Origin of the sequence: Methylobacterium persicinum (assembly GCF_022179525.1) — a bacterium.
Classification (GTDB): Bacteria; Pseudomonadota; Alphaproteobacteria; order Rhizobiales; family Beijerinckiaceae; genus Methylobacterium; species Methylobacterium persicinum.
On sequence record NZ_BPQX01000028.1, the window covers coordinates 55856 to 76402 of the forward strand.

The following is a 20547-nucleotide window of genomic DNA, read 5'->3' on the forward strand; positions in this document are numbered from 1 at the left end:
CCCCTCCGTCGCGACCCGCCATGGATCGCGTCGCTGCGCTCGCGATGACGGCGGGGCGTCAGGACATCACAACCGACACGCGCCGCCAAGGGCTTGGTTCTCGGCCTCGGTAAAGAGGCGTGAGCGGATGTGGAAGCGTTTCTCCCGGCCGTTCTCCAAAGAGAACATGCCCCCCCGACCCGGCACCACGTCGAGCATGATGTGGGTGTGCTTCCAGACCTCGAACTGTGAGCGGGAAATGAAGAAATCCGCCCCGCCGACTTGGCCGAGATGCACGTCGCCGTCGCCGACGATGAAGTCGCCGACGGGGTAGCACATGGGCGAGGACCCGTCGCAGCACCCGCCGGACTGGTGGAACATCACCGGGCCGTACTCGGCCTTAAGCTCCTCCACCAGGGCGAGGGCCGCAGGCGTCGCCGTCACGCGCAGGGGTGTGCCATCCGCACCCGCCTGCTCCGCGGTGGTGGCTTCGACCATATCCGTAGCGCTCATGCGTTCCTCCCGCAGCTTATAGGTCGATATGCGTGCCCCGGACGGAATTTCTACGGGGCGGGTAGCGATGCCGGCTCTGTGACTGCGGCCAAGCTGGCGCAATTCCGGGCACATCCGCGTTGGCAGGGCAATCCCCCTCACCGGAACGAGCCCATGAGACGCCCGATCATCTTTTCCCTGGCCACCCTTTTCGGCGTCACGGCCGTCATCGGCACGGCACAGGCCGAACCGCTCGCCCTTCGCGTCGCGCCGCATGGGCAGCCGCTCTTCATGCAGCATGCCTGGCAAGTGCAGGGAAATTCGAACGTGACGCCCTCCAATCCCATGGGTGTCGTGGGGTGGGACGGTCCTCCCGACGATGTGCCGAGTGTGATTGGTGACGCCGGCCCGATGCCTCCCGGTTCGATCGCCAATGTGCCTTACGAAGGGTACGGTTACTTTTGACCGCCCTGCGCTTGACTGGGTCTGCGATGTGCCTCGTCGTCCTGTTCGCAGCGGCGACGCCGGCCATCGCCCGCTTGTCGCCCAATGCGCCGGCCCATGAAACGGAACTCGGCCTTTGTCGGGCGCACGCGGCGGAGCTTGCGCCGCCCGGTACGCAGATCCCCGATCGCGGGACGTTCTGTGCCTGCTACGCGGACGGGGCGGTCGAGGCTCGCCTGTGGGAGCTCGAGAACGCGGAGGCCAATGTGGGCCAGGACGTCCAGAAGCCGGTGGCCGAACGGACGATCTCGCTTCGCGACGCCAAGGCGGCGAAGGTCGTATCGGATTGCCTGAAACACTGACCTGCCGAGAAATCAAAGAGGCCCCGGCCGGGTGGCCGGGGCCCAAGGTAGTCTCGGGGGGAGACTCGGCTGAACTCAGAAGAATCCGAGCTTCTTGGCCGAGTAGCTAACCAGCATGTTCTTCGTCTGCTGGTAATGGTCGAGCATCATCTTGTGGGTCTCACGGCCGATGCCGGACTGCTTGTAGCCGCCGAAGGCCGCATGGGCCGGGTAGGCATGGTAGCAGTTCGTCCAGACACGGCCCGCCTGGATCGCCCGGCCGAAGCGGTAGGCGCGGGTCCCGTCGCGGGTCCAGACGCCGGCGCCGAGGCCGTAGAGGGTGTCGTTGGCGATCGAGAGGGCGTCGGCGTCGTCCTTGAAGGTCGTCACCGACAGGACCGGGCCGAAGATCTCCTCCTGGAAGATGCGCATCTTGTTGTGACCGCGGAACACCGTCGGCTTCATGTAGAAGCCCTCGGCGAACTCACCGTCCTTCATGTTGCGCTCACCGCCGGTGAGGCATTCGGCGCCCTCTTGCTTGCCGATATCGACATAGCTGAGGATCTTTTCCAACTGCTCGCTGGAGGCCTGGGCGCCGATCATCGTGGACGGGTCGAGGGGCGAACCCTGGGTGATCGCCTCGACGCGCTTGATCGCCCGCTCCATGAACCGGTCGTAGATCGACTCGTGCACCAACGCCCGGCTCGGGCAGGTGCAGACCTCGCCCTGGTTGAGGGCGAACATCGTGAAGCCTTCGAGGGCCTTGTCGAAGAAGTCGTCGTCCTCGTTCGCCACGTCGGCGAAGAAGATGTTCGGCGACTTGCCGCCCAGCTCCAGCGTCACCGGGATCAGGTTCTGCGAGGCGTACTGCATGATGAGGCGGCCGGTGGTCGTCTCACCGGTGAAGGCGATCTTGGCGATCCGCGGCGAGGAGGCGAGGGGCTTGCCGGCCTCCAGGCCGAAGCCGTTGACCACGTTCAGCACGCCCGGCGGCAGCAGGTCGCCGATGATCTCCATGAGCACCAGCACGGAGGCCGGGGTCTGCTCGGCGGGCTTCAGCACTACGCAGTTGCCGGCAGCAAGCGCCGGGGCGAGCTTCCACACCGCCATGAGGATGGGGAAGTTCCACGGGATGATCTGGCCGACGACGCCGAGCGGCTCGTGGAAGTGGTAGGCGACGGTGTCGTGGTCGATCTCGGAGATCGAACCTTCCTGCGCCCGCACGCAGCCGGCGAAGTAGCGGAAATGGTCGATGGCCAGCGGGATGTCCGCGTGGGTCGTCTCGCGAATCGGCTTGCCGTTGTCCCAGGTCTCGGCAAGGGCGATCAGATCGAGGTTCTCCTCCATCCGGTCGGCCATCTTGTTGAGGATGCGGGCACGCTCGGCTGGCGCGGTGCGGCCCCAGGCCTCCTTGGCGGCATGGGCGGCGTCGAGGGCCTTGTCGACGTCCGTCGCGTCGGAGCGGGGCACCTCGCAGACCACCTTGCCGGTGATCGGCGACGTGTTCTCGAAGTAGCGTCCGGCGCTCGGGGCGACCCACTGGCCGCCGATGAAGTTCTCGTACCGGGACGAGAACGGCGACTTGGTCCGGCTGTCGCCGAAGAATTCGGGCTTGTTCATGGGCTTTCTCCCTGGAAATGGCCCGGCCTCGCGGACCACGGCTCGTTTTACGGGGATCCCAGACGCTGGAATCCCTTCGCCGCATTCGCTCGGCTCCGGGCGCAGCCAATGTCAGATGGCCTGTCGACGCAAGGTGGACTTTTGGCCGATGCACCCAGGTTGCAGCCTACGCCTGCTTCGCGCGCTTGGCGATCCCGCTTTCGCGGAGCCAGGATCAGGCGGCTAGGGCGAAGGGCAGGAGGGCCGCCGCCAGGGGCAGGGCCGCGAGGGCGGCGGGCCGGAGCCAGCCGGGCCGGTAGGTGAGGCAGGCGGAGACCGCCAGGGCGGCTGCCGTGACGGCGCCGGTCGCCTGGACGGGCCCGAAATTCCATCCCGCCGAGGCCACGGCGGCGGCGAAAGACAGGGCGAGCCCGGCCCACCCCGCGATTCGTAGGGGCCGGGCGCGACCCCGCGGCAGGGGGCCGCGCAGGGCGGCCCGGTGGTGCCGGTCCAGACTAAGCGCCAAGGCTGCGAGTCCGGCGAAGGCCAGGGCGAGGCAGACTCCGAGACCAGCGAGGCTCATGCCCCGAGCGCCCCCGCCGGCGCATGCCGCGCCAGGGCCGCAGGGGGACGGGACGCGGCCCTGGCGGCGACGATCAGGAGCGTCGCCACCGCCAGCATCGCCCCGTCGAAGGCTACGAAGCGAGCCTGCCCCACGAGGGCAAGGTCCGCCGGAACGAGGGCGAGGAAGAGTGCCCCCGCGAGGCCAAGGGTCGCCGGCCATGCGTGCCGCCGCGGCGCCAGGGCGCCGATGGCGGCCACGAGGAGCCAGCTGCCGAAGAAGAACCCGATCTCCCAGGAGGCACGCCCCGCGAGAACGACGGGCAGCAGGCGATTCGCCAGGAAGAAGGCCCCGATTCCCGCGGGTAGCCCCGCGATGGTGCCGATATTCAGGATCCGGACGAAGCTCAGGCCCACTCCGTCCAGGGCAGCGCCCTTCGGCGCCCGCGCCACGGTCCAGAGCACAAGGCCCGAGGCGACCGCTGCCGCTCCCAAGGCGCCGCAGAGGAAGAACAGCACGCGCAAGACGGGGGTCGCGAAATGCGCCTCGTGGAGGCCATACAGCACCGTCGCGGTGCGGGTCGCCGCCCCAGGCGTCCCGTTGCGGCCGATCTCGGCCCCCGTCACCCCGTCATAGGCAATCTGGGGATGCAGGTGGGCGAGGCCGTGCGGCTCCTCGAATACTGCCCCGACCGTCGCCGCGGCATCCCCCGGCGAGGCGACCATCAGGGCCTCGGGCACCTCGCCCCCCGTTCCCTCGGCGGTCCGGACGATGTCACCCAGGGGCAGTCCAGCGGCGGGCCGTCCGGCAGGCAGGCGGCCGGCCGGCATCAGCCCCGCCTCCACGACGTAATCCGGCGCCTTGTCCCGATAAGCGGCCTCGATGCCCCAGGGCATCAGCATCGGGCCGAGGGTCACGAGTCCCGTATAGGTGATCATCAGGTGGAACGGCAGCGCGAGCACGCCGAACAGGTTGTGTGCGTCGAGCCATGCCCGCTGTCGCGACCGACCGGGGCGGAAGGTGAAGAAGTCCGCAAAGAAACGCCGATGCGTGACGATCCCCGAGATCAGGGCGATCAGCAGCACCATCGCGCAGGCGCCGACGATCCACCGGCCCCAGAGGCTGGGCAGGGCCAGCTCGAAATGAAATCTGTAGAGGAAGTCGCCACCCCTCGTATCCCGTGCCTCCGTCGGCTGGCCGGTGGCGGGATCGAGGAGCGCGTGGTGGAACGGCCCCGCGAGGCTCTTCCACCAGTATACCTCGGTCACTGGCTCATCGAATTTCGGCAACTGGACATACCAGCCCGCCGCATCGGGCATCTGCCGAAGCAGGAATTCCCCCGCGAGGGTCGCCGCCGCCGCCGAATCGACGGCCCGCTCGGTGAGTTCGGGGCGCATCCAGCGGGTGATTTCGCCCTTGTAGTAGCTCGCGGTGCCGGTCACGAAGATCGCGAACAGCACCCAGCCGACGACGAGGCCCGCCCAGGTGTGCAGCCATGCCATGGCCGGGCGGAAACGCTTGGGTCCGCTCATGCTGGCGCCATGGGCGAGAAGCCACCGGCGAGCCACAGCCCCGCCGCCAGGAGGATCGCGACCCCGCCGAGGCCCACCGCCGCCCGGCCGAGGCTCGAGGCGGCGAAGACGAACACCACCGCCCCGGCCATCACGGCGAAGCTCGCCTGGGTGGCGGCCGACACGGCCTCCGCCCGCGGCAGAGGTAGGGCGAGGGCCGCCAGGGCCGTGGCGAGGGCGGCCATCCCGTAGCCGCCGACCGCCGCCAGGGCGACGCGACCTGCCACGACGAGACGCCCGCGCCCTCCCCGCGCAACCGGCCGGGGTGACGGAACGGGTGGGTCGTCGTCGATGTGCGGATCGCTGGCCATGGCGTCGGGTAGCAGCGGTCGCCGGGCATCGGCAATCGCTATCTTTCGGAACGATTCCAACAAGCCATCAGGGACTTGGCGCCATTCGCGACGGAACGGACTCTCCCCGCTTTTGCGAATGGGGGCGCCGTAATGCGTTCCAAGGCGGCGGCCCGTCGCCGGCTCCGCGTCAGCGGGTCGCCGTGCCCCGGTCCTGGCGGCGAAGGGTGGCGGCTGCGGCCGTGGCACTCGGCGGAAGGCCGGGAGGGGAGGAGGCCGTCGCAGGGGCGCCCGGAGGGACGGCGGGGGCGATGCCGTTGTCCCGTTCGTGGCTCCAACCGTAGCCGGCATTCACCCCAGCATAGGCGCCGGTGAAGTCGCCCGCCCGGGCAGGAGCGGTCGAGACAGCACACAGAAGGAGCAGCAGCAGGGGGCGGAGCATGCAAAACCCAGCGCAGACATGCGAACGGCGGCCCCGGGTGGGGCCGCCGATCTGAACCTGTCGGGGTATCGCGGCGACAGGAAGGCGCCGCGATACCTGTTTCAGCCGTCGACGCTGATGGACTGGGCCTCGCGGCCCTTCATGCCTTCGACGACACCGAGGGTGACCTGCTGGCCTTCGGCCAAGGAGTCGAGGCCCGCGCGGGCGAGCGCCGAACGGTGGACGAACACGTCCTTGCCGCCGTCATTCACCGAAACGAAGCCGAACCCCTTGGCGGGATCGTACCACTTCACGGTCCCGACCATCTCGGTCGAGGGGCCGGACGGGGGACGCCCGCCGCCACCACCACCGCCGCCACCGAATCGGTCGCCACCGCCGAATCGGTCGCCGCCGCCGCCGCCGAAGCCGCCGGTGCGCGGCCGGAACTCGCGGCGGGGAGCCGGAGCTTCGGCCGTCGAGGTGTCGACACTCGTCACGCTCGTGACCTGCGGACCCTTCTGGCCCTGCGCGGTCGTGACCATCAGCTTGGTGCCGGGCATGAGGTCGTCATGGCCGGCCGCCTCGACGGCCCGGATGTGGAGGAAGGCATCGCCCGAACCGTCGCCGAGTTCGACGAAACCGAAGCCCTTCTCCTTGTTGAACCACTTTACCGTGGCGTCGCGCTCCGGGCCCGACGCCACCGGCGCCGCGCCGCGGGCCGGGCCGCGATCGAAGCCGCCCCCGCCATATCCGCCGCCGCCGCCGTATCCGCCGCCGCTGCCGTAGCCCCCGCCAAAGCCGCCCGAGGGAGCCTGATCAGGCCATCTCGGCTCACCGCTCTCGTCGAAGCCGCGCTTCTGCGGCCCCCTGAAATCACGACCACGTCCCATTAGAAGCTCGCCAAAACCGTCCGCCGCCCGTATTCGTAATACACGCCGACCATTGCGGAGGATCGGCGGCTCGCACTGCGCATTACCCTAGGTCACGGTAACCAAGAATAATGCCCCAGTCCTGACGCAATCGGGCCTTGACCGCAAGGTCCTTTTAGGCCGAAACGCCGCAGTCCAATCACTTTCCCGCCGACCGCATCGTGCGAATGGAGAGTGGCGTTAGCGAAATGCAAAGTGGGGTCGGGTAAGGTCGCGACTGGACGACGCACCCAATGATCGCCACACCCACATTCCCCGACCTCTCCGCCCTCGTCGTCGACGAGAGCCTCTACATCCGGCGTATCGTCCGGGACATGCTGATGCGCGTGGGCATCAAGCGCGTCCTCGAGGCGCCCGACGGCGCGGAGGCGCTCGGCGTGATGGCCGAGAGCAAGCCGGACATCGCCATCATCGACTGGGACCTGTCGATCCTCTCGGGCGAGGAGTTCATCCGGCTCGCGCGCACCCCGACCACCTCCCCCTGCCCCACCCTGCCGATCATCCTCATGCTCGCCCAGCCCCGCCGCAACGTGGTGGACCGGGCGGTGGGCCTCGGGGTCAACGAGATCATCGCCAAGCCCTTTTCGCCCAAGACCCTGTGGTCGCGTCTCGACGAGATCATCAACCGGCCCCGCCCGTACTCGCAGGTGAAGAGCCTGCTGCGGCCGATTCCCCGCACCGCCGGCCTCGCCAAGGTCTTCGCCTGAGGCGGGCATCCCCGGCTCGGCGGCGTTCGGCCGTTGCAGTTCCCGTCCGAGGCTGTAGGCTCGCGGGCAAGTGAGGCCCGGCTGTCAGCCCGGCCGATGAGGATTCGACGGCCGCGCCGATGAGGGACGAGACCGCCGCGGCCGCGCCGGCCCGGCCTGCTACAGGCATCGCGCCGAGCCAGACGCCGACCCTGTATGCGGGCCGAGAGCGCCGGCAGACCTATGCCGCCCTCGATCTCGGCACCAACAATTGCCGGCTCCTGATCGCCGAGCCGACCTATAGCGGCTTCCGGGTGATCGACGCCTTCTCCCGGATCGTGCGCCTGGGAGAGGGCCTCGGCAATTCAGACCGGCTGAGCGAGGCGGCGATCGAGCGCACGGTGGAGGCCCTGCGGATCTGCCGCGCCAAGATGCAGGCCCGGCGGGTCCGCCGGGCCAAGATCATCGCCACGGAAGCGTGCCGCCTCGCCGTCAACGGCGCGGAATTCGTGGAGCGGGTGCGCCAGAACGTTGGCCTCGATCTGGAGATCGTCGACCGTCAGACGGAGGCCTACCTCGCGGTCACCGGCTGCGCCGCCCTGGCGGATCCCCGGTCTGAGTCGGTCGTCATCTTCGACATCGGCGGCGGCTCCACGGAGGTGGCGTGGCTCGACGGGGCAGCCACCAACCCTTCGACGGACCCGACCCTGCGCATCCGCGCCTGGGACAGCCTCCCGGTGGGCGTGGTCACCCTGGCCGAGCGCCACGGGGGCGCCGAGGTCACAAGGCGCATGTTCGAAGGCATGGTCGAGGAGGTCGCCGAGAAGCTGTCCGCCTTCGCCCTCCGGGCTGCCCCGGCCGCCACGGCGCAGCACTTCCACCTCCTCGGCACATCCGGGACCGTGACGACCATCGCGGCCATGCACCTGCGCCTCGCCCGCTACGAGCGCCGCCGGGTCGACGGGTTGTGGATGCGCGATGACGAGGTCTCGGCCGCCATCGACGATCTGCTCGATACGCGGCTGGAGCAGCGGGTGGACAACCCCTGCATCGGCCGGGACAGGGCCGACCTCGTCCTCGCCGGCTGCGCGATCCTGGAAGCCCTGCGCCGGGCCTTTCCCTCGGAGCGCCTGCGGATCGCCGACCGCGGCCTGCGGGAGGGCCTTCTGGTGAACATGATGCGCGAAGATGGGGTATGGTCGCGCAAGCCCGTGCGGTAACGGGCGACGGACACCGGGACCATGACTGACAGGCGCGGCGGCGCGGGCTCCACGGGGGGCGTGCGCGGGGATCTCAAGCAGCGGGTGAAGACCGCGCGCAAGCGCACCGTCTCCCAGACCCGCTGGCTCGAACGGCAACTGAACGACCCCTATGTCGCCCGGGCAAAGCGGGAGGGCTACCGCTCCCGCGCCGCCTTCAAGCTCATCGAGATCGACGAGCGCTTCAAGCTCCTGAAGCCGGGCCAGCGCGTCGTGGATCTCGGCGCCGCCCCCGGCGGCTGGTCGCAGGTGGCCGCCCGGGTCGTCGGGCCCTCCGGCAAGATCGTCGGCATCGACCTCCTGCCCATCGAGCCGATGGCCAATGTGGAGTTCATCACCCTCGACTTCCTGGATGACGACGCCCCCAGGCAGCTCACGGACCTGCTCGGCGGCCGCGCGGACCTCGTCCTGTCCGACATGGCCGCCAACGCCACCGGCCACAAGAAGACCGACCACCTCCGCATCGTCGGACTCGCGGAGACGGCGGCCGAGTTCGCCCGGGAAATCCTCGCCCCCGGCGGAGCCTACCTCGCCAAGGTTCTGCAGGGCGGCACTGAAGGCGGCCTGCTGACGGACCTGAAGCGGGATTTCACCCTGGTCCGGCATGTGAAGCCGGCGGCCAGCCGGGCCGATTCGAGCGAGCTCTACGTGCTGGCCACGGGCTTCCGCGGGTCGCCGGGACGGGGAGCGGCGCCGGAGGAGTAGGCGGCGCGATGCTGCTGGCTTTCGTTCTGTCGCTGATCAACCCGGCGCCCCTGCACCTGCGCCGCCTCGGCTACGTCCGCGAGAGCGGGCTGCTTCATGCCCGGTCCCGCCGCTGCCGCCGGGCCTGGGCCCCTCACCTCGCTCAAGCGAAGGAGGTGGTGGCGCAGGCTGCTGCCGGATGCGCCGACCGTCGCCTCGCCGTCGTCCTCGGTTCGGGGCTCCTCGACGACGTCCCCCTCGATATCCTGGCGAAGGGGTTCGGGGCGGTCCGGCTGGTCGATGCGGTGCATCCCTGGCCGACGCGGGTCGCCGTCCGGCACTATCCCAACGTCGCACTCGTCACGGCGGAAATCAGCGGCGGCCTATCCGACCCGGCCGTGGGTCAGGCCCTCCAGGGGGCCGGGTTCGTGGTCTCGGCCAACCTCCTGTCGCAGCTCCCGATTTTGCCCATCGAAGCCTACGAGAGGCGCGGCCGGGAAGCCCCCGCCCTGCTCGGCACCAGCATTGTGGAGGCGCATCTCGCCATCCTCACGGCCAGCGCCCGGGCGGGCGCGACGGTCTGCCTGATCACCGACACTCTCCAGCGGGAGGAGGATCGGCATGGGCATGAGGTGGCGACCCTCGACCTCATGTACGGGGTCCGCCTTCCCGAACCGAGCCTCGCCTGGGACTGGGAACTAGCTCCGTTTGGAGAGGTGGCGGGGAGCCGGCGCTTTGTCCACCGGGTGCACGCCTACCCTGACTGGGGTGCTTCCACGTGGTAGGTCAAGCTGAAGCTGTGACAGCGTTGTCTGTGATCCTTGGATCGCCGACGACCTTCTAGCTCATTGTTTTAGCCGCATTTTCCATAGCCGAACCGGCATCGAATTTAGCGGAATTGCTCTAAAGCGGCGGCGTTCTGTCTGGGGACAGCGACCTGCAGCGCGGTTGCCCAGTATGCCGGCATCTGAAATGACTTAGAGCCTGGAAAGAGTAACAAAGTCAGTCGTAGCGTGCTCAGCGGATCAGCAATCATTCGGATCTCGGTGTTGCTGCTCCTCGCCGGTGCCCTCGCCGCGGTGGTGCAGTATCTGATGCCTGCATCCCCGCAGGGACCGTCAAAGGTGCCCCCGAGCGTGCCTGCCCGGACGGCCGAGGCCGCCCCGCCCCAGCCAACGATCCGCAAGATCCTTCCGCCGCCGCAGTCTCAGGGCGGCGCGGCGCCCGTTGTCGTTCCGGCTCCCACGCCGGCTCCGCAGGTGAAGCCGGCCCCGACAATCGCGGCCCCGGCTGAACCGGCGCCGCCAGTCTTGGGCCAGGACGATACCACGTCGTTCCCAACACCCCCGCCCTCCGCGGCGCCTCAGGGTGAAGCGGAGGTCGCCAGGGCCGAGACCACGGAAGGACCGCCGGCGCTGGCCATCCTCGATCTCAACACGGCGTCCGTGGCCGAGCTGAACCATCTGAGGGGCGGCGGCAATATCGGGCGGGCCATCGTCGCCAAGCGTCCCTACGGACAGGTGGGAGACCTGCTGACGAAGCGCGTCCTGAGCCGGTCGGTCTACGATCGCATCAAGGAACAGGTGACGGTGCGCTGAGCTGGCTCCAGCCTGTTCTCGATCGCGTCCTCACCCCGTCATTGCGAGCGCAGCGAAGCAATCCAGGGATCCGCAACATCCTGAGAGGTTCCGCTGCCCCGGATTGCTCCACTACGCTCGCAATGACGTGAGACGCGGCCTGATCCGCACCCGTCCCGAAGGGTGGTGCTGCCAGCACCGCCATCGCAGAGGCCCATGGCCTCAGAGCTTGGTCCCGAAGATCTCCGCGATCTGGGGAATGTCCTTGTCGCCCCGACCCGACATGTTGAGTACCATCAGGTGATCGGCGGGGCGCTCGGGCGCCAGTTCGAACACCTTCGAGAGCGCATGGGCCGGCTCGAGGGCCGGGATGATCCCCTCCAGCATCGAGCAGAGCTTGAACGCCTCCAGCGTCTCGGTATCCGTCGCCGACAGATACTTGACCCGGCCCATCTCGTGCAGCCACGCATGCTCCGGCCCGATGCCCGGATAGTCGAGACCGGCGGAGATCGAGTGGGCGTCGCTGATCTGCCCATCTTCGTTCATGAGCAGGTAGGTGCGGTTGCCGTGCAGCACCCCCGGGCGACCGCCCGTGAGCGAGGCAGCATGGAGCCCGCTCTGGACCCCGTGACCGGCGGCCTCGACCCCGAAGATCTCGACCTCGCGGTCGTCGAGGAACGGGTGGAACAGGCCCATGGCGTTCGAGCCGCCGCCGATGCACGCGATGAGCGAATCGGGCAGGCGACCTTCCTGGGCGATCATCTGCTCGCGGGTTTCGCGGCCGATCACCGATTGGAAATCGCGGACCATTGCCGGATAGGGGTGCGGGCCGGCGACGGTGCCGATGCAATAGAACGTGTCGGCGACGTTGGTGACCCAGTCGCGGAGGGCCTCGTTCATCGCATCCTTGAGGGTCTTCGTGCCGGATTCCACCGGGATGACCTCGGCGCCGAGCATCTTCATGCGGAAGACGTTCGGCGCCTGCCGGGCGACATCGACCGCGCCCATGTAGACCACGCACTTGAGGCCGAAGCGGGCGCAGAGGGTTGCGGTGGCCACCCCGTGCTGGCCGGCGCCGGTCTCGGCAATGATCCGGGGCTTGCCCATCCGCCGCGCGAGCAGGATCTGGCCCAGCACGTTGTTCACCTTGTGCGAGCCGGTGTGGTTCAATTCCTCGCGCTTGAAATAGATCTTGGCGCCCTTGCCGGCGGGAGCCTTGACGCGGAGGTGCTCGGTGAGACGCTCGGCATAGTAGAGGGGGCTCGGGCGGCCGATATAGTGCGTGCCGTAGCTCTCCATGTCCGCCTTGAAGGCAGGATCGCTCTTGGCCTCCTCGTAGGCGGCCTCGAGCTCGAGGATCAGCGGCATCAGGGTTTCGGCCACGAAGCGGCCGCCGAAGATGCCAAAGCGTCCGCGTTCGTCGGGCCCAGTGCGGAAGGAGTTCGGGGCGGGGGCGATGGTCACGGATCGGTCCTTCGCGGCATCAAAAGAGTTTTGCCGGTTGCTAGACCTATGCGCGCGTCACCGCAATGCCGGTATCACCCGGCGCATCGGCGCAGGGGTTACGGCGCACCGCCGCGACGAAGGCGGCGATCCGGGCGGGATCCTTGACGCCCGGCGCGCTCTCGACGCCGGAGGAGACATCGACCGCGCCCAAACCCGTCCGCGACAGGGCCTCCGCCACGGTTCCGGCATCGAGCCCGCCGGAAAGCATCGTGCCGGCGGGCAAATCCGCCCCGGCCAGCAGATCCCAATCGAAGCGGATGCCGTTGCCCCCCGGCAAGGCTGCGCCGGGCGGCGCCTTGGCGTCGAGGAGCAGCCGGTCGGTTACGGCATAGAAGGCAAGGGCCGCGAGGTCCTCGCTGCCGGCAATACCGAGGGCCTTCATCACCGGGAGCCCCGTCGCCGCCCGGATGGCGGCCACCCGCTCCGGGCTCTCCCGCCCGTGGAGCTGGATCAGGTCCGGCGTCATCGCCTCGACGGCTGCGGCGACGGCCGCGTCATCGGGATCGACCAGAAGCACGACCCGGCCCGCCCGTCCCTTCGCCCGTTGCGACAGGAGACGCGCGGTGTCCAGTTCGACATGGCGCGGGCTGCGGGGAAAGCGGACAAATCCCACCCAGTCCACCCCCGCCGCCAAGGCGGCGTCGAGGGTTTCAAAGGTGCTGAGGCCGCAGATCTTGATCTCGGTCATCGGAGCTGGCCGGCGTCAAACGCCGCGTGAAGGGGGCTCAGCGCGGTGCGGGCAGCGCCGTCTGGACGGGGACGGTCGTGCCTGGATAGGTCGGGGTCGCGGCCTCCGGCGAGTAGGGGCGGAGGCGGTTCACCTCGCGCTCGTAGCGGGAGGCCTCCCGGCGGTGATGCCGGGCGCTCGCCCGCGTCCGGCCCTGCCCCAGCCACGTGAAGATGCCACCGACGACGATGCCGAGGGCCACTGCCCCGAATAGGATCGCGTAGAGCGGCAGGCTCACGCTGAAGGCGGGCGCATCGACGTTCACGGGATCGAACGAGAGCTGAACCGGCGCCCGGTTGGCGACCGCGAGGAGGATCACCACCGCCGCGACCGGCAGGAGAAGGAGGCTTTTCAGGAAACGGATCATCGTATGCTCCCGCCTATTCCGCCGCGACACCTTCGCCGATCTTGGCCGCGTTGAGACGCTGGCGCATCTCCTTGCCGGTCTTGAACACGGGGATGGCCTTTTCGGACACGGCAACGGCCGCCCCCGTGCGCGGGTTGCGTCCCTTCCGCGCTTCCCGACGCTTCACCGAGAAGGCCCCGAAGCCGCGCAGCTCGACCCGGTCGCCCCGCGCCAGGGCATCGGCGATCGTGTCGAGGATGGCGTTGACCAGGATCTCCACGTCCCGCTGATAGAGATGCGGATTCTGCTCGGCGATCTTGAGGACGAGCTCCGACTTGATCATGGCGTTGTGTCTTCCCGATTGTTCGGCCGGTTCCAGGTGTCGCTGAAGCCGCGGCGATCAGGGTTCCGGCCGCCACAGGACGAGCAACCCGCCCTGTGCCCCGGCCTGCGCCTCCGTGCCGAGGGCGTGGATCCGGCCGGCGATTCCTTCGAGGCCGAGGAGGCTGGCGCCGACCCCCGCCGCGGACCAGAGGGAGAAGTCGCTGTCCGAGCGGGGCTTCCAATCGGTCACCGGCAGGTCCTTCGGCACGCCGCGGGCACTCTCCAGCCACGCCACTGCCTGCCGCTCGCTGCCGAGCTCGTCCACGAGCTTCAGCGGCACGCTCTGGCGCCCGCTGAACACCCGCCCGTCCGACACGGCAGAGAGCTGCTGCGCATCCATGCCCCGGCGGTCGGCCACCAGCTGCTTGAACCATGCGTAAGTGTCGCCCACCACGGCGGCGAGCGCCGCCCGCGCCTCGGGTGAGGTCGGCGTGAAGCCCGACGGCTCGGCCTTCAACGGCGAGGACTTCACCGATTCGACCTTCACCCCGATCTTATCGAGGAGGCCGGAGACGTCCGGATACTGGAACAGCACACCGATCGATCCGACGAGGCTGGTTTCGCGGGCGACGATGTGGTCCGCGGCGATGGCGGTGATGTAGGCGCCAGAGGCCGCCGTGCCGTCGACGAAGGCGACGATGGGCTTCTTGGCGGCGAGCGCCCGCAGGTTACGGAAGATCTCCTCGGACCCCGTCGTGGTGCCGCCGGGGGAGTTGATCGAGACGACGACGCCCTTCACCGCCTCCGAATCGCCCACCCGCTTCATGAGCTTCGCCGTCGCCTCGCTGCCGGCAATGAAGCCAGAGACCGAGATGCGTGCGATCTGCGGACGGAGCGCGAAGCCCCCGCCCGTCGCGCCGGCCCGCACGCGGTAGCCGAGCGCGGCCACGGCCACGATCAGGGCGCCGATGCCGAGCACCCGCCAGAGCCCGAGCCTCCGGCGCAGGCGCCGTCTGTCGATCAGCAGTTCGGCGTCGGCGGCCATGCGATCCGTTTCCCTGCATCTCCGGCCGAGCGGCGTGTTCGGCCTCCTCGCCAAGCAGGCGCCCTGTCGGCATCTCCCCGCCCCCGTCGGGGCGCTGCCGCATGGCGCAAGTCCTTGGCGTCCTTCGCTTCCCGCCGGGCTAGGCCCTGCGGGAGGGCGTGTTCTAGAGCATTTTTCGGCAACGTGGATACGGGGCGCGACGAAGATTTTGCGAGTCGGGCAATTCTCGTCACGACAGTCTCGGATGGATGATGCGCCCCCGTCCGTTCGCACCGGCCCGGCACTCGGCACGACCTCGCGGCGTCCGAAGCGTGGATCACACCGCGGTCGCGTCCCCGTCCGCGATCACGGATCGCCCAAAAGAAAAGCCGCGCGGAAGCGATCCCGCGCGGCTCCATCCGTCTCAAGCCGCCCGGCGGACCGGGCGGCCTTCGATGACGACTACTCCTCGTCCTCGGGCTTGGCCTTCTTGAAGGCCGCGCCGAGGATATCGCCGAGGGAGGCACCCGAATCGGCGGAGCCGAACTGGGCCATCGCCTCCTTCTCCTCGGCCACTTCCAGGGCCTTGATCGAGACCTGCACGCGGCGGGCCTTCCGGTCGAACTGCACCACGCGGGCATCGACCTTTTCGCCGGCGGCGAACCGCTCGGGGCGCTGATCGCCACGGTCGCGGGCGAGCTCGGCCCGGCGGATGAAGGTCTGCATGTCGGTGTCGGCGATGCGCACCTCCAGGCCCGAGTCCTTCACCTCGACGATTTCGCAGGTCACGATCTGACCCTTCTTGACCTCGCCGGCCTCGGAGAAGGGGTCACCCGCCAGCTGCTTGATGCCGAGCGAGATGCGCTCCTTCTCGACGTCCACGTCGAGAACCTGGGCGCGGACCATGTCGCCCTTCTTGAACTCGTCGATGACCTGCTCGCCGGGACGGTTCCAGTCGAGATCCGATAGGTGGACCATGCCGTCGACATCGCCCTCGAGGCCGATGAACAGGCCGAACTCGGTCTTGTTCTTGACCTCGCCCTCGACCTCGGAGCCCACCGGATGCTTCTCGGCGAAGCCCTCCCACGGGTTCTGCAGGGTCTGCTTGAGACCCAGCGAGATGCGGCGCTTGACCTGATCGACTTCCAGGATCTGCACCTCGACCTCCTGGGAGGTGGAGACGATCTTGCCCGGATGGACGTTCTTCTTGGTCCAGCTCATCTCGGAGACGTGGATCAGGCCCTCGATCCCCGGCTCCAGCTCTACGAAGGCGCCGTAATCGGTGATGTTGGTCACGCGGCCCTTGAGCTTGGCGCCCTCCGGGTAACGGGCGGCGATGCCCTCCCACGGATCGGCGAGCAGCTGCTTGATGCCGAGCGAGATGCGGTGCGTCTCGTGGTTGATCTTGATGATCTTGACCTTCACCGTCTGGCCGATGGTCACGACCTCGGACGGGTGGTTCACGCGGCGCCACGCCATGTCGGTGACGTGCAGCAGGCCGTCGATGCCGCCGAGGTCCACGAACGCACCGTACTCGGTGATGTTCTTGACCACGCCGTCGATGACCTGACCTTCCTCAAGGTTGGCCACCAGCTCGGAGCGCTGCTCGGCGCGGCTCTCTTCGAGCACGGTCCGGCGCGAGACGACGATGTTACCCCGGCGACGGTCCATCTTGAGGATCTGGAACGGCTGCGGCGTACCCAGGAGCGGGGTGACGTCGCGGACCGGGCGGATATCCACCTGCGAGCGCGGCAGGAACGCCACGGCGCCGTCGAGGTCGACGGTGTACCCGCCCTTGACCTGGTTGAAGATCGTGCCGGTGACACGCTCGTTGGCCTCGAAGGCCTTCTCGAGCTTGACCCAGCTCTCCTCGCGGCGGGCCTTGTCGCGGGAGATGACGGCCTCGCCCAGCGCGTTCTCGATCCGGTCGACATAGACCTCGACCTCGTCGCCGACGTTCAGCTCACCTTCGCGGCCGGGGCCGGCGAATTCCTTGAGTGCGACACGGCCTTCCGTCTTGGCGCCGATGTCAATGACGGCCACGTCCTTCTCGATCGCGACGACGCGACCCTTGACGACGGAACCTTCGGTAATCTCATGCTGGAGGAAGCTCTCCTCCAGAAGCGCGGCGAAATCATCGCGGTACTGATCCCGCGCCACGGCTGTCCCTGCGGTCATTCTCTCTCCTGGGCGGTCACGTCCTGGGACGGACCGGGTGCGTCGGCGGCATGCGTTGCAAACGCCCCCAGCCGCCGCAGCTTCCCTATGGAGAAGCGACCGTCCCCAGGTGGAGACCGGTTTGCCGACGCGTCGATACGGATGACGAGGGCGGCCCGGCCGACTCATCCGCGCAGGCCGCCGCTTCGGCGAGCATCGCGACGGACGGCGAGGCGCCTGTCACATACTGCATTACCCCTCTCTGTTCAACTGAGGGGACACGGCCCCGGTCAGGCGGCCTGGGCGAAGGCCCCGGATCCTTCCGCCACTTCGTCCGTGTGCACGTCGAATCGCAGCAGGAACGCCGTGCCGAAGCTCGTCGTGAGGGCGCAATCGGTGGCATCCCGTCCCCGGGCCATCACGATGCGGCCGATCCGCGGGCGGTTGTGACGGGCGTCGAACGTGTACCAGCGCGGGCCGTCGGGACCGTCGAGGAAGACCTCGAACCACGCCGAGAAATCCATGGGCGCCGGATCCTTCGGCACGCCGATGTCGCCCAGATACCCGGTGGCGTAGCGGGCCGGGATGTTCATGCACCGGCACAGGGTGATGGCGAGGTGGGCGAAGTCCCGGCAGACACCGACCTGTTGGCCGTGCCCGTCATGGGCGGTGCGGGTGGCGTCGGCCTGCTGATAATCGAAGCGCAACCGGTTGTGGGCGTAGTCCACGATGGCCTGTACGCGATTCCAGCCCGGCGCCACGCCCCCGAACAGGCCCCAGGCCGTCTGTGAGAGCTTGTCGGTGTCGCAGTAGCGGGAGCCGAGAAGGTAGACGAGCACATCGTCCGGCAGGTCCTGCACCGGGATCTCCCGGGCGTCGGGGGCCTGTTCGTCCGGCAGGCCGTCATCGGCCACGATGAAGTCCGCTGACATGGTGATCCGTCCGCCCGGGGCGACGATCCGGGTGCAGAGATTGCCGAAGGCATCGATGTGCTCGGAGGCCGGCACCGGAGGATCGAAGGTGATCACCTCCGGGGTGACCAGATCGGGCCGGCGCTCGGGCCTGACGTGGAGCAGCAGGTTCATCGGCGTGACGCCGGGCGTGTCGAAGGCGATGGTGAAGCCGGTGCGGATATGCATGTCGGTGGCCGTATCGATAAGCAGACCCGCAATGGTCCCGGGTCTGAAGACTAGTTATGGGCTCCACAACCGAGCGCGAAAGTTCTGGTTCCGCCGTAGCGAGCGCCGAATAGGGCAGGATATGCACAAATGACGTGCACTATCGGTATCGGGTCGGCTAGCCGACGCGTCCGGGCCGGCGGGGCCGCGATGAAGACATGCAGGGCTGGGCTGTTTCGGCCGAGGTTGCGTCGCGGGGAGGCGCTGCCTATCGCTGCGCCAGATTTTTCCCTTCCGACCTGATCCCATGACCGCCGAGAAGCTCTCGCTCCCCAAGGACAAGATCCGCGTTCTCCTCCTCGAGGGGATCAACGATAGCGCCGTCGCCCTCATGCAGGCGGCCGGCTACACCAACCTCACCCGTGTGCCGAAGGCCCTGGACAAGGAGGCGCTGCACGACGCGCTCCAGGGGGTCCACATGCTCGGCATCCGCTCGCGGACGCAGTTGGATGCGGCGGCCTTCGAGGCGGCCGACCGGCTGCTGGCGGTGGGCTGTTTCTCCGTCGGCACCAACCAAGTCGATCTCGAGGCCGCCCGGCACCGGGGAATCCCGGTCTTCAACGCGCCCTTCTCCAACACCCGCTCCGTGGCCGAACTGACGATCGGGGAGATCGTGATGCTCCTGCGCCGGATCGTGCCCCGCTCCGTGGGGGCCCATGCCGGCCAGTGGGACAAGTCGGCGGTGGGGTCCATGGAGGTGCGCGGCAAGACGCTGGGCATCGTCGGCTACGGCAACATCGGCACGCAGCTCTCGACGCTCGCCGAAGCCATGGGCATGCGGGTGCTGTTCTACGACCACACCGACAAGCTGCGCCACGGCAATACCGAGTCGACGGACACGCTCACTGCCCTCCTCGGCCAGTGCGATGTGGTCTCCCTGCACGTGCCCGAGACCGAGTCCACCGCCAACATGATCGGCGAGGCCGAGATCCGGGCTATGAAGCCCGGCAGCTTCCTCATCAACAACGCCCGCGGCACGGTCGTGGACCTCGACGCCCTTGCCTCCGCCGTCCGGGACGGGCACCTGCGCGGCGCGGCGGTAGACGTGTTCCCGAAGGAGCCCGGCTCGAATGCCGAGCCCTTCGTGAGCCCCCTCCAGGGCCTCGACAACGTGATCCTGACCCCGCACATCGGCGGTTCGACCGAAGAGGCCCAGGAGCGCATCGGCGCCGAAGTGGCCAAGAAGCTCGTCGATTACTCGGATATCGGCTCGACGGTCGGGGCCGTGAACTTCCCGCAGGTGCAGCTTCCCACCCGGGCGACGGGGACGCGGTTCATCCACGTCCAGCGCAACCTGCCCGGCATGCTCGGGCGCCTCAACGAGGTCTTCGCCCGCAGCCACGTCAACATCGCCGCCCAGTTCTACCAGACCGACGGGGAGGTCGGTTACGTGGTCCTTGAGACAGACGCGACCGATGCCGATGCCGACTCGCTACTGGGCGAGATCCGCGAGATCCCCGGCACGATCCGCGCGCGGCTTCTCTACGAGCGTCGCTGAACGAAAATTCCTTGCGCGCAAGGCGCCGGCACTGTTCAAGTCGCCCGACGATGCGGAAATGGGAGCGTGCGGTGGCCAAGCGTGATGGGACGGCGAGACGATCGCGTGGGGCCGCGGCCCTGGCCCTTGCCGTGCTGGGGACTGCCTGCACGATCTCCGCGGCCTCGGCCGAGTGCCTCCGGCAGATCATCAACCGGTCGCCCTTCGTGCTGACGGCCCGCCGGGACGGCGGTCCTCCGGTGACGATCCTGCCCGGCCATGCGGTGCAGGTGCGCCTGTCACATCCGGGCCAGCTCGATTTCGCCGCCTATTGCAGCGTCCCCGGGCCGAACGGCGCGCGGTCGCCGATCACCCAGGCGAGCTTCTCGTACGAGGCGGTGATCGACCGGTGCTACATTGAGCTCGGCGGGCAGATCTTCGTGCCGCAGCTCGGTCGGGGCTTCATCGGCCTGCAGGGTACGGCGCCGTTCACCGTCAACAACCCACGGCAGGGGGACGTGGTCCTCGGACCCTTCGCGACGGACGCCTGCCCTGCCGTCCTCAGCCGCGGCGGTTAGCAAAAAGTCCCGCCAGGGAGCATTTGCTCGGGGTGCCGGGCGAGCAGGCCTCCGCCGCCGTCATTGCGAGCGCAGCGAGGCAATTTAGGGAAGCGGGCCGTCGATCACCGTGGCGCTCGTCCTGGAATCCTTCGCGTCTTTCGCAAAGTTGGTGAAGGTGCGGTCCGGGATGGAGAAACCTCATCTCCTCCGACGCACTTTTACGGCAGCCTGCTAGAGGTAGTGGCGGAACACGACCGGGCTACCGGCGGGGCGGCCCGCGGATGCGGCCGGAATGCTGCGGAGAACGAGCTTCCCGACGACCTTGGACAGGCCGGTCCAAGTGCTTCCGGCCCAAGTACTGCCGAGGATCGTGGTCTGGCGCTTGTTCATGGACGCCTCCGTCGCGGCGTGGGC

Annotated in this window: 24 protein-coding genes; 9 read left to right on the forward strand and 15 right to left on the reverse strand. The window is 68.5% G+C overall.

The window, feature by feature from the left end; genetic code table 11:
* Positions 1-66: 66 nt before the first annotated feature.
* On the reverse strand, positions 67-492 hold the full coding sequence (locus MFF22_RS12135; protein WP_238249224.1) for a DUF779 domain-containing protein: 426 nt from the start codon (positions 490-492) through the stop codon (positions 67-69).
* A gap of 153 nt (positions 493-645) precedes the next feature.
* Between MFF22_RS12135 and MFF22_RS12140 the strand changes: the two genes are divergently transcribed.
* The gene (locus MFF22_RS12140) at positions 646-936 is read left to right on the forward strand and encodes a hypothetical protein (RefSeq protein ID WP_238249225.1); all 291 of its coding nucleotides are present in this window, start codon (positions 646-648) and stop codon (positions 934-936) included.
* 26 nt (positions 937-962) lie between these two features.
* On the forward strand, positions 963-1277 hold the full coding sequence (locus tag MFF22_RS12145; RefSeq protein ID WP_238249226.1) for a hypothetical protein: 315 nt from the start codon (positions 963-965) through the stop codon (positions 1275-1277).
* A gap of 75 nt (positions 1278-1352) precedes the next feature.
* Here the strand turns inward: MFF22_RS12145 and adh are convergent, their stop codons facing one another.
* The 6 genes from adh to MFF22_RS24685 form a co-directional block, all read right to left on the reverse strand.
* Positions 1353-2876, reverse strand: coding sequence for an aldehyde dehydrogenase (adh, locus tag MFF22_RS12150; RefSeq protein ID WP_238249227.1), 1524 nt, complete (start codon positions 2874-2876; stop codon positions 1353-1355).
* Positions 2877-3090: 214 nt separating this feature from the next.
* Positions 3091-3438 carry a DUF3325 domain-containing protein gene (locus tag MFF22_RS12155; RefSeq protein ID WP_238249228.1) on the reverse strand — a complete coding sequence of 116 codons (348 nt, stop codon included), beginning with the start codon at positions 3436-3438 and terminating at the stop codon, positions 3091-3093.
* Complete coding sequence (locus tag MFF22_RS12160) at positions 3435-4949, reverse strand: PepSY-associated TM helix domain-containing protein (protein WP_238249229.1); 1515 nt, start codon at positions 4947-4949, stop codon at positions 3435-3437. The genes MFF22_RS12155 and MFF22_RS12160 overlap by 4 nt, the downstream gene beginning before the upstream one ends.
* A complete protein-coding gene (locus MFF22_RS24770) occupies positions 4946-5299 on the reverse strand; it encodes an iron transporter (RefSeq protein WP_306424675.1) in 354 nt (117 codons plus the stop codon). The genes MFF22_RS12160 and MFF22_RS24770 overlap by 4 nt, the downstream gene beginning before the upstream one ends.
* A gap of 169 nt (positions 5300-5468) precedes the next feature.
* Positions 5469-5720: a hypothetical protein gene (locus MFF22_RS12170; protein WP_238249230.1), complete on the reverse strand. Its 252-nt coding sequence runs from the start codon at positions 5718-5720 to the stop codon at positions 5469-5471.
* A 101-nt stretch (positions 5721-5821) separates the two neighbouring features.
* A complete protein-coding gene (locus tag MFF22_RS24685) occupies positions 5822-6589 on the reverse strand; it encodes a cold-shock protein (RefSeq protein WP_283206172.1) in 768 nt (255 codons plus the stop codon).
* A 272-nt stretch (positions 6590-6861) separates the two neighbouring features.
* On the opposite strand from MFF22_RS24685, the gene MFF22_RS12185 reads away from it, so the two are divergent.
* From MFF22_RS12185 to MFF22_RS12205, 5 genes are all read left to right on the forward strand, one after another.
* The gene (locus MFF22_RS12185; RefSeq protein ID WP_238249231.1) at positions 6862-7335 is read left to right on the forward strand and encodes a response regulator; all 474 of its coding nucleotides are present in this window, start codon (positions 6862-6864) and stop codon (positions 7333-7335) included.
* Positions 7336-7454: 119 nt separating this feature from the next.
* Complete coding sequence (locus tag MFF22_RS12190) at positions 7455-8534, forward strand: Ppx/GppA phosphatase family protein (protein ID WP_238249232.1); 1080 nt, start codon at positions 7455-7457, stop codon at positions 8532-8534.
* Positions 8535-8555: 21 nt separating this feature from the next.
* The gene (locus MFF22_RS12195; RefSeq protein WP_238249233.1) at positions 8556-9278 is read left to right on the forward strand and encodes an RlmE family RNA methyltransferase; all 723 of its coding nucleotides are present in this window, start codon (positions 8556-8558) and stop codon (positions 9276-9278) included.
* 8 nt (positions 9279-9286) lie between these two features.
* A complete protein-coding gene (locus tag MFF22_RS12200) occupies positions 9287-10042 on the forward strand; it encodes a hypothetical protein (RefSeq protein ID WP_238249234.1) in 756 nt (251 codons plus the stop codon).
* 261 nt (positions 10043-10303) lie between these two features.
* A complete protein-coding gene (locus MFF22_RS12205) occupies positions 10304-10855 on the forward strand; it encodes a helix-hairpin-helix domain-containing protein (RefSeq protein WP_238249235.1) in 552 nt (183 codons plus the stop codon).
* A gap of 201 nt (positions 10856-11056) precedes the next feature.
* On the opposite strand, the gene trpB is transcribed toward MFF22_RS12205, so the two are convergent.
* From trpB to MFF22_RS12240, 7 genes are all read right to left on the reverse strand, one after another.
* Positions 11057-12298, reverse strand: a complete 1242-nt coding sequence (gene trpB, locus MFF22_RS12210) for a tryptophan synthase subunit beta (protein ID WP_238249236.1) — start codon at positions 12296-12298, stop codon at positions 11057-11059.
* A 46-nt stretch (positions 12299-12344) separates the two neighbouring features.
* Positions 12345-13028, reverse strand: a complete 684-nt coding sequence (locus MFF22_RS12215; RefSeq protein WP_238249237.1) for a phosphoribosylanthranilate isomerase — start codon at positions 13026-13028, stop codon at positions 12345-12347.
* Between the two features lie 37 nt (positions 13029-13065).
* The gene (locus tag MFF22_RS12220; protein WP_238249238.1) at positions 13066-13434 is read right to left on the reverse strand and encodes a lipopolysaccharide assembly protein LapA domain-containing protein; all 369 of its coding nucleotides are present in this window, start codon (positions 13432-13434) and stop codon (positions 13066-13068) included.
* 13 nt (positions 13435-13447) lie between these two features.
* On the reverse strand, positions 13448-13756 hold the full coding sequence (locus MFF22_RS12225; RefSeq protein WP_238249239.1) for an integration host factor subunit beta: 309 nt from the start codon (positions 13754-13756) through the stop codon (positions 13448-13450).
* A gap of 57 nt (positions 13757-13813) precedes the next feature.
* Positions 13814-14782 (reverse strand): signal peptide peptidase SppA, encoded by a 969-nt coding sequence (gene sppA / locus MFF22_RS12230; protein ID WP_238249240.1) that lies wholly within the window; start codon positions 14780-14782, stop codon positions 13814-13816.
* A gap of 441 nt (positions 14783-15223) precedes the next feature.
* A complete protein-coding gene (rpsA, locus tag MFF22_RS12235; protein ID WP_238249241.1) occupies positions 15224-16939 on the reverse strand; it encodes a 30S ribosomal protein S1 in 1716 nt (571 codons plus the stop codon).
* 269 nt (positions 16940-17208) lie between these two features.
* The gene (locus MFF22_RS12240) at positions 17209-18057 is read right to left on the reverse strand and encodes a transglutaminase-like domain-containing protein (protein WP_238249242.1); all 849 of its coding nucleotides are present in this window, start codon (positions 18055-18057) and stop codon (positions 17209-17211) included.
* Positions 18058-18343: 286 nt separating this feature from the next.
* Between MFF22_RS12240 and serA the strand changes: the two genes are divergently transcribed.
* Together serA and MFF22_RS12250 are read left to right on the forward strand one after the other, a co-directional pair.
* Positions 18344-19594 carry a phosphoglycerate dehydrogenase gene (gene serA / locus MFF22_RS12245; protein WP_238249243.1) on the forward strand — a complete coding sequence of 417 codons (1251 nt, stop codon included), beginning with the start codon at positions 18344-18346 and terminating at the stop codon, positions 19592-19594.
* Positions 19595-19665: 71 nt separating this feature from the next.
* Positions 19666-20151 carry a hypothetical protein gene (locus MFF22_RS12250; RefSeq protein WP_238249244.1) on the forward strand — a complete coding sequence of 162 codons (486 nt, stop codon included), beginning with the start codon at positions 19666-19668 and terminating at the stop codon, positions 20149-20151.
* A 213-nt stretch (positions 20152-20364) separates the two neighbouring features.
* Here the strand turns inward: MFF22_RS12250 and MFF22_RS12255 are convergent, their stop codons facing one another.
* Entirely contained in the window at positions 20365-20523 is a 159-nt protein-coding gene (locus MFF22_RS12255) for a hypothetical protein (protein ID WP_238249245.1), read from the reverse strand.
* Positions 20524-20547: the final 24 nt, after the last annotated feature.

Excerpts from the sequence above, each read along its gene's own strand:
- MFF22_RS12135 (WP_238249224.1), bottom strand. The coding sequence starts at position 492 with ATGAGCGCTACGGATATGGTCGAAGCCACCACCGCGGAGCAGGCGGGT.
- MFF22_RS12140 (WP_238249225.1), top strand. The coding sequence starts at position 646 with ATGAGACGCCCGATCATCTTTTCCCTGGCCACCCTTTTCGGCGTCACG.
- MFF22_RS12145 (WP_238249226.1), top strand. The coding sequence starts at position 963 with ATGTGCCTCGTCGTCCTGTTCGCAGCGGCGACGCCGGCCATCGCCCGC.
- adh (WP_238249227.1), bottom strand. The coding sequence starts at position 2,876 with ATGAACAAGCCCGAATTCTTCGGCGACAGCCGGACCAAGTCGCCGTTC.
- MFF22_RS12155 (WP_238249228.1), bottom strand. The coding sequence starts at position 3,438 with ATGAGCCTCGCTGGTCTCGGAGTCTGCCTCGCCCTGGCCTTCGCCGGA.
- MFF22_RS12160 (WP_238249229.1), bottom strand. The coding sequence starts at position 4,949 with ATGAGCGGACCCAAGCGTTTCCGCCCGGCCATGGCATGGCTGCACACC.
- MFF22_RS24770 (WP_306424675.1), bottom strand. The coding sequence starts at position 5,299 with ATGGCCAGCGATCCGCACATCGACGACGACCCACCCGTTCCGTCACCC.
- MFF22_RS12170 (WP_238249230.1), bottom strand. The coding sequence starts at position 5,720 with ATGCTCCGCCCCCTGCTGCTGCTCCTTCTGTGTGCTGTCTCGACCGCT.
- MFF22_RS24685 (WP_283206172.1), bottom strand. The coding sequence starts at position 6,589 with ATGGGACGTGGTCGTGATTTCAGGGGGCCGCAGAAGCGCGGCTTCGAC.
- MFF22_RS12185 (WP_238249231.1), top strand. The coding sequence starts at position 6,862 with ATGATCGCCACACCCACATTCCCCGACCTCTCCGCCCTCGTCGTCGAC.
- MFF22_RS12190 (WP_238249232.1), top strand. The coding sequence starts at position 7,455 with ATGAGGGACGAGACCGCCGCGGCCGCGCCGGCCCGGCCTGCTACAGGC.
- MFF22_RS12195 (WP_238249233.1), top strand. The coding sequence starts at position 8,556 with ATGACTGACAGGCGCGGCGGCGCGGGCTCCACGGGGGGCGTGCGCGGG.
- MFF22_RS12200 (WP_238249234.1), top strand. The coding sequence starts at position 9,287 with ATGCTGCTGGCTTTCGTTCTGTCGCTGATCAACCCGGCGCCCCTGCAC.
- MFF22_RS12215 (WP_238249237.1), bottom strand. The coding sequence starts at position 13,028 with ATGACCGAGATCAAGATCTGCGGCCTCAGCACCTTTGAAACCCTCGAC.
- MFF22_RS12220 (WP_238249238.1), bottom strand. The coding sequence starts at position 13,434 with ATGATCCGTTTCCTGAAAAGCCTCCTTCTCCTGCCGGTCGCGGCGGTG.
- MFF22_RS12225 (WP_238249239.1), bottom strand. The coding sequence starts at position 13,756 with ATGATCAAGTCGGAGCTCGTCCTCAAGATCGCCGAGCAGAATCCGCAT.
- sppA (WP_238249240.1), bottom strand. The coding sequence starts at position 14,782 with ATGGCCGCCGACGCCGAACTGCTGATCGACAGACGGCGCCTGCGCCGG.
- rpsA (WP_238249241.1), bottom strand. The coding sequence starts at position 16,939 with ATGACCGCAGGGACAGCCGTGGCGCGGGATCAGTACCGCGATGATTTC.
- MFF22_RS12240 (WP_238249242.1), bottom strand. The coding sequence starts at position 18,057 with ATGCATATCCGCACCGGCTTCACCATCGCCTTCGACACGCCCGGCGTC.
- serA (WP_238249243.1), top strand. The coding sequence starts at position 18,344 with ATGACCGCCGAGAAGCTCTCGCTCCCCAAGGACAAGATCCGCGTTCTC.
- MFF22_RS12255 (WP_238249245.1), bottom strand. The coding sequence starts at position 20,523 with ATGAACAAGCGCCAGACCACGATCCTCGGCAGTACTTGGGCCGGAAGC.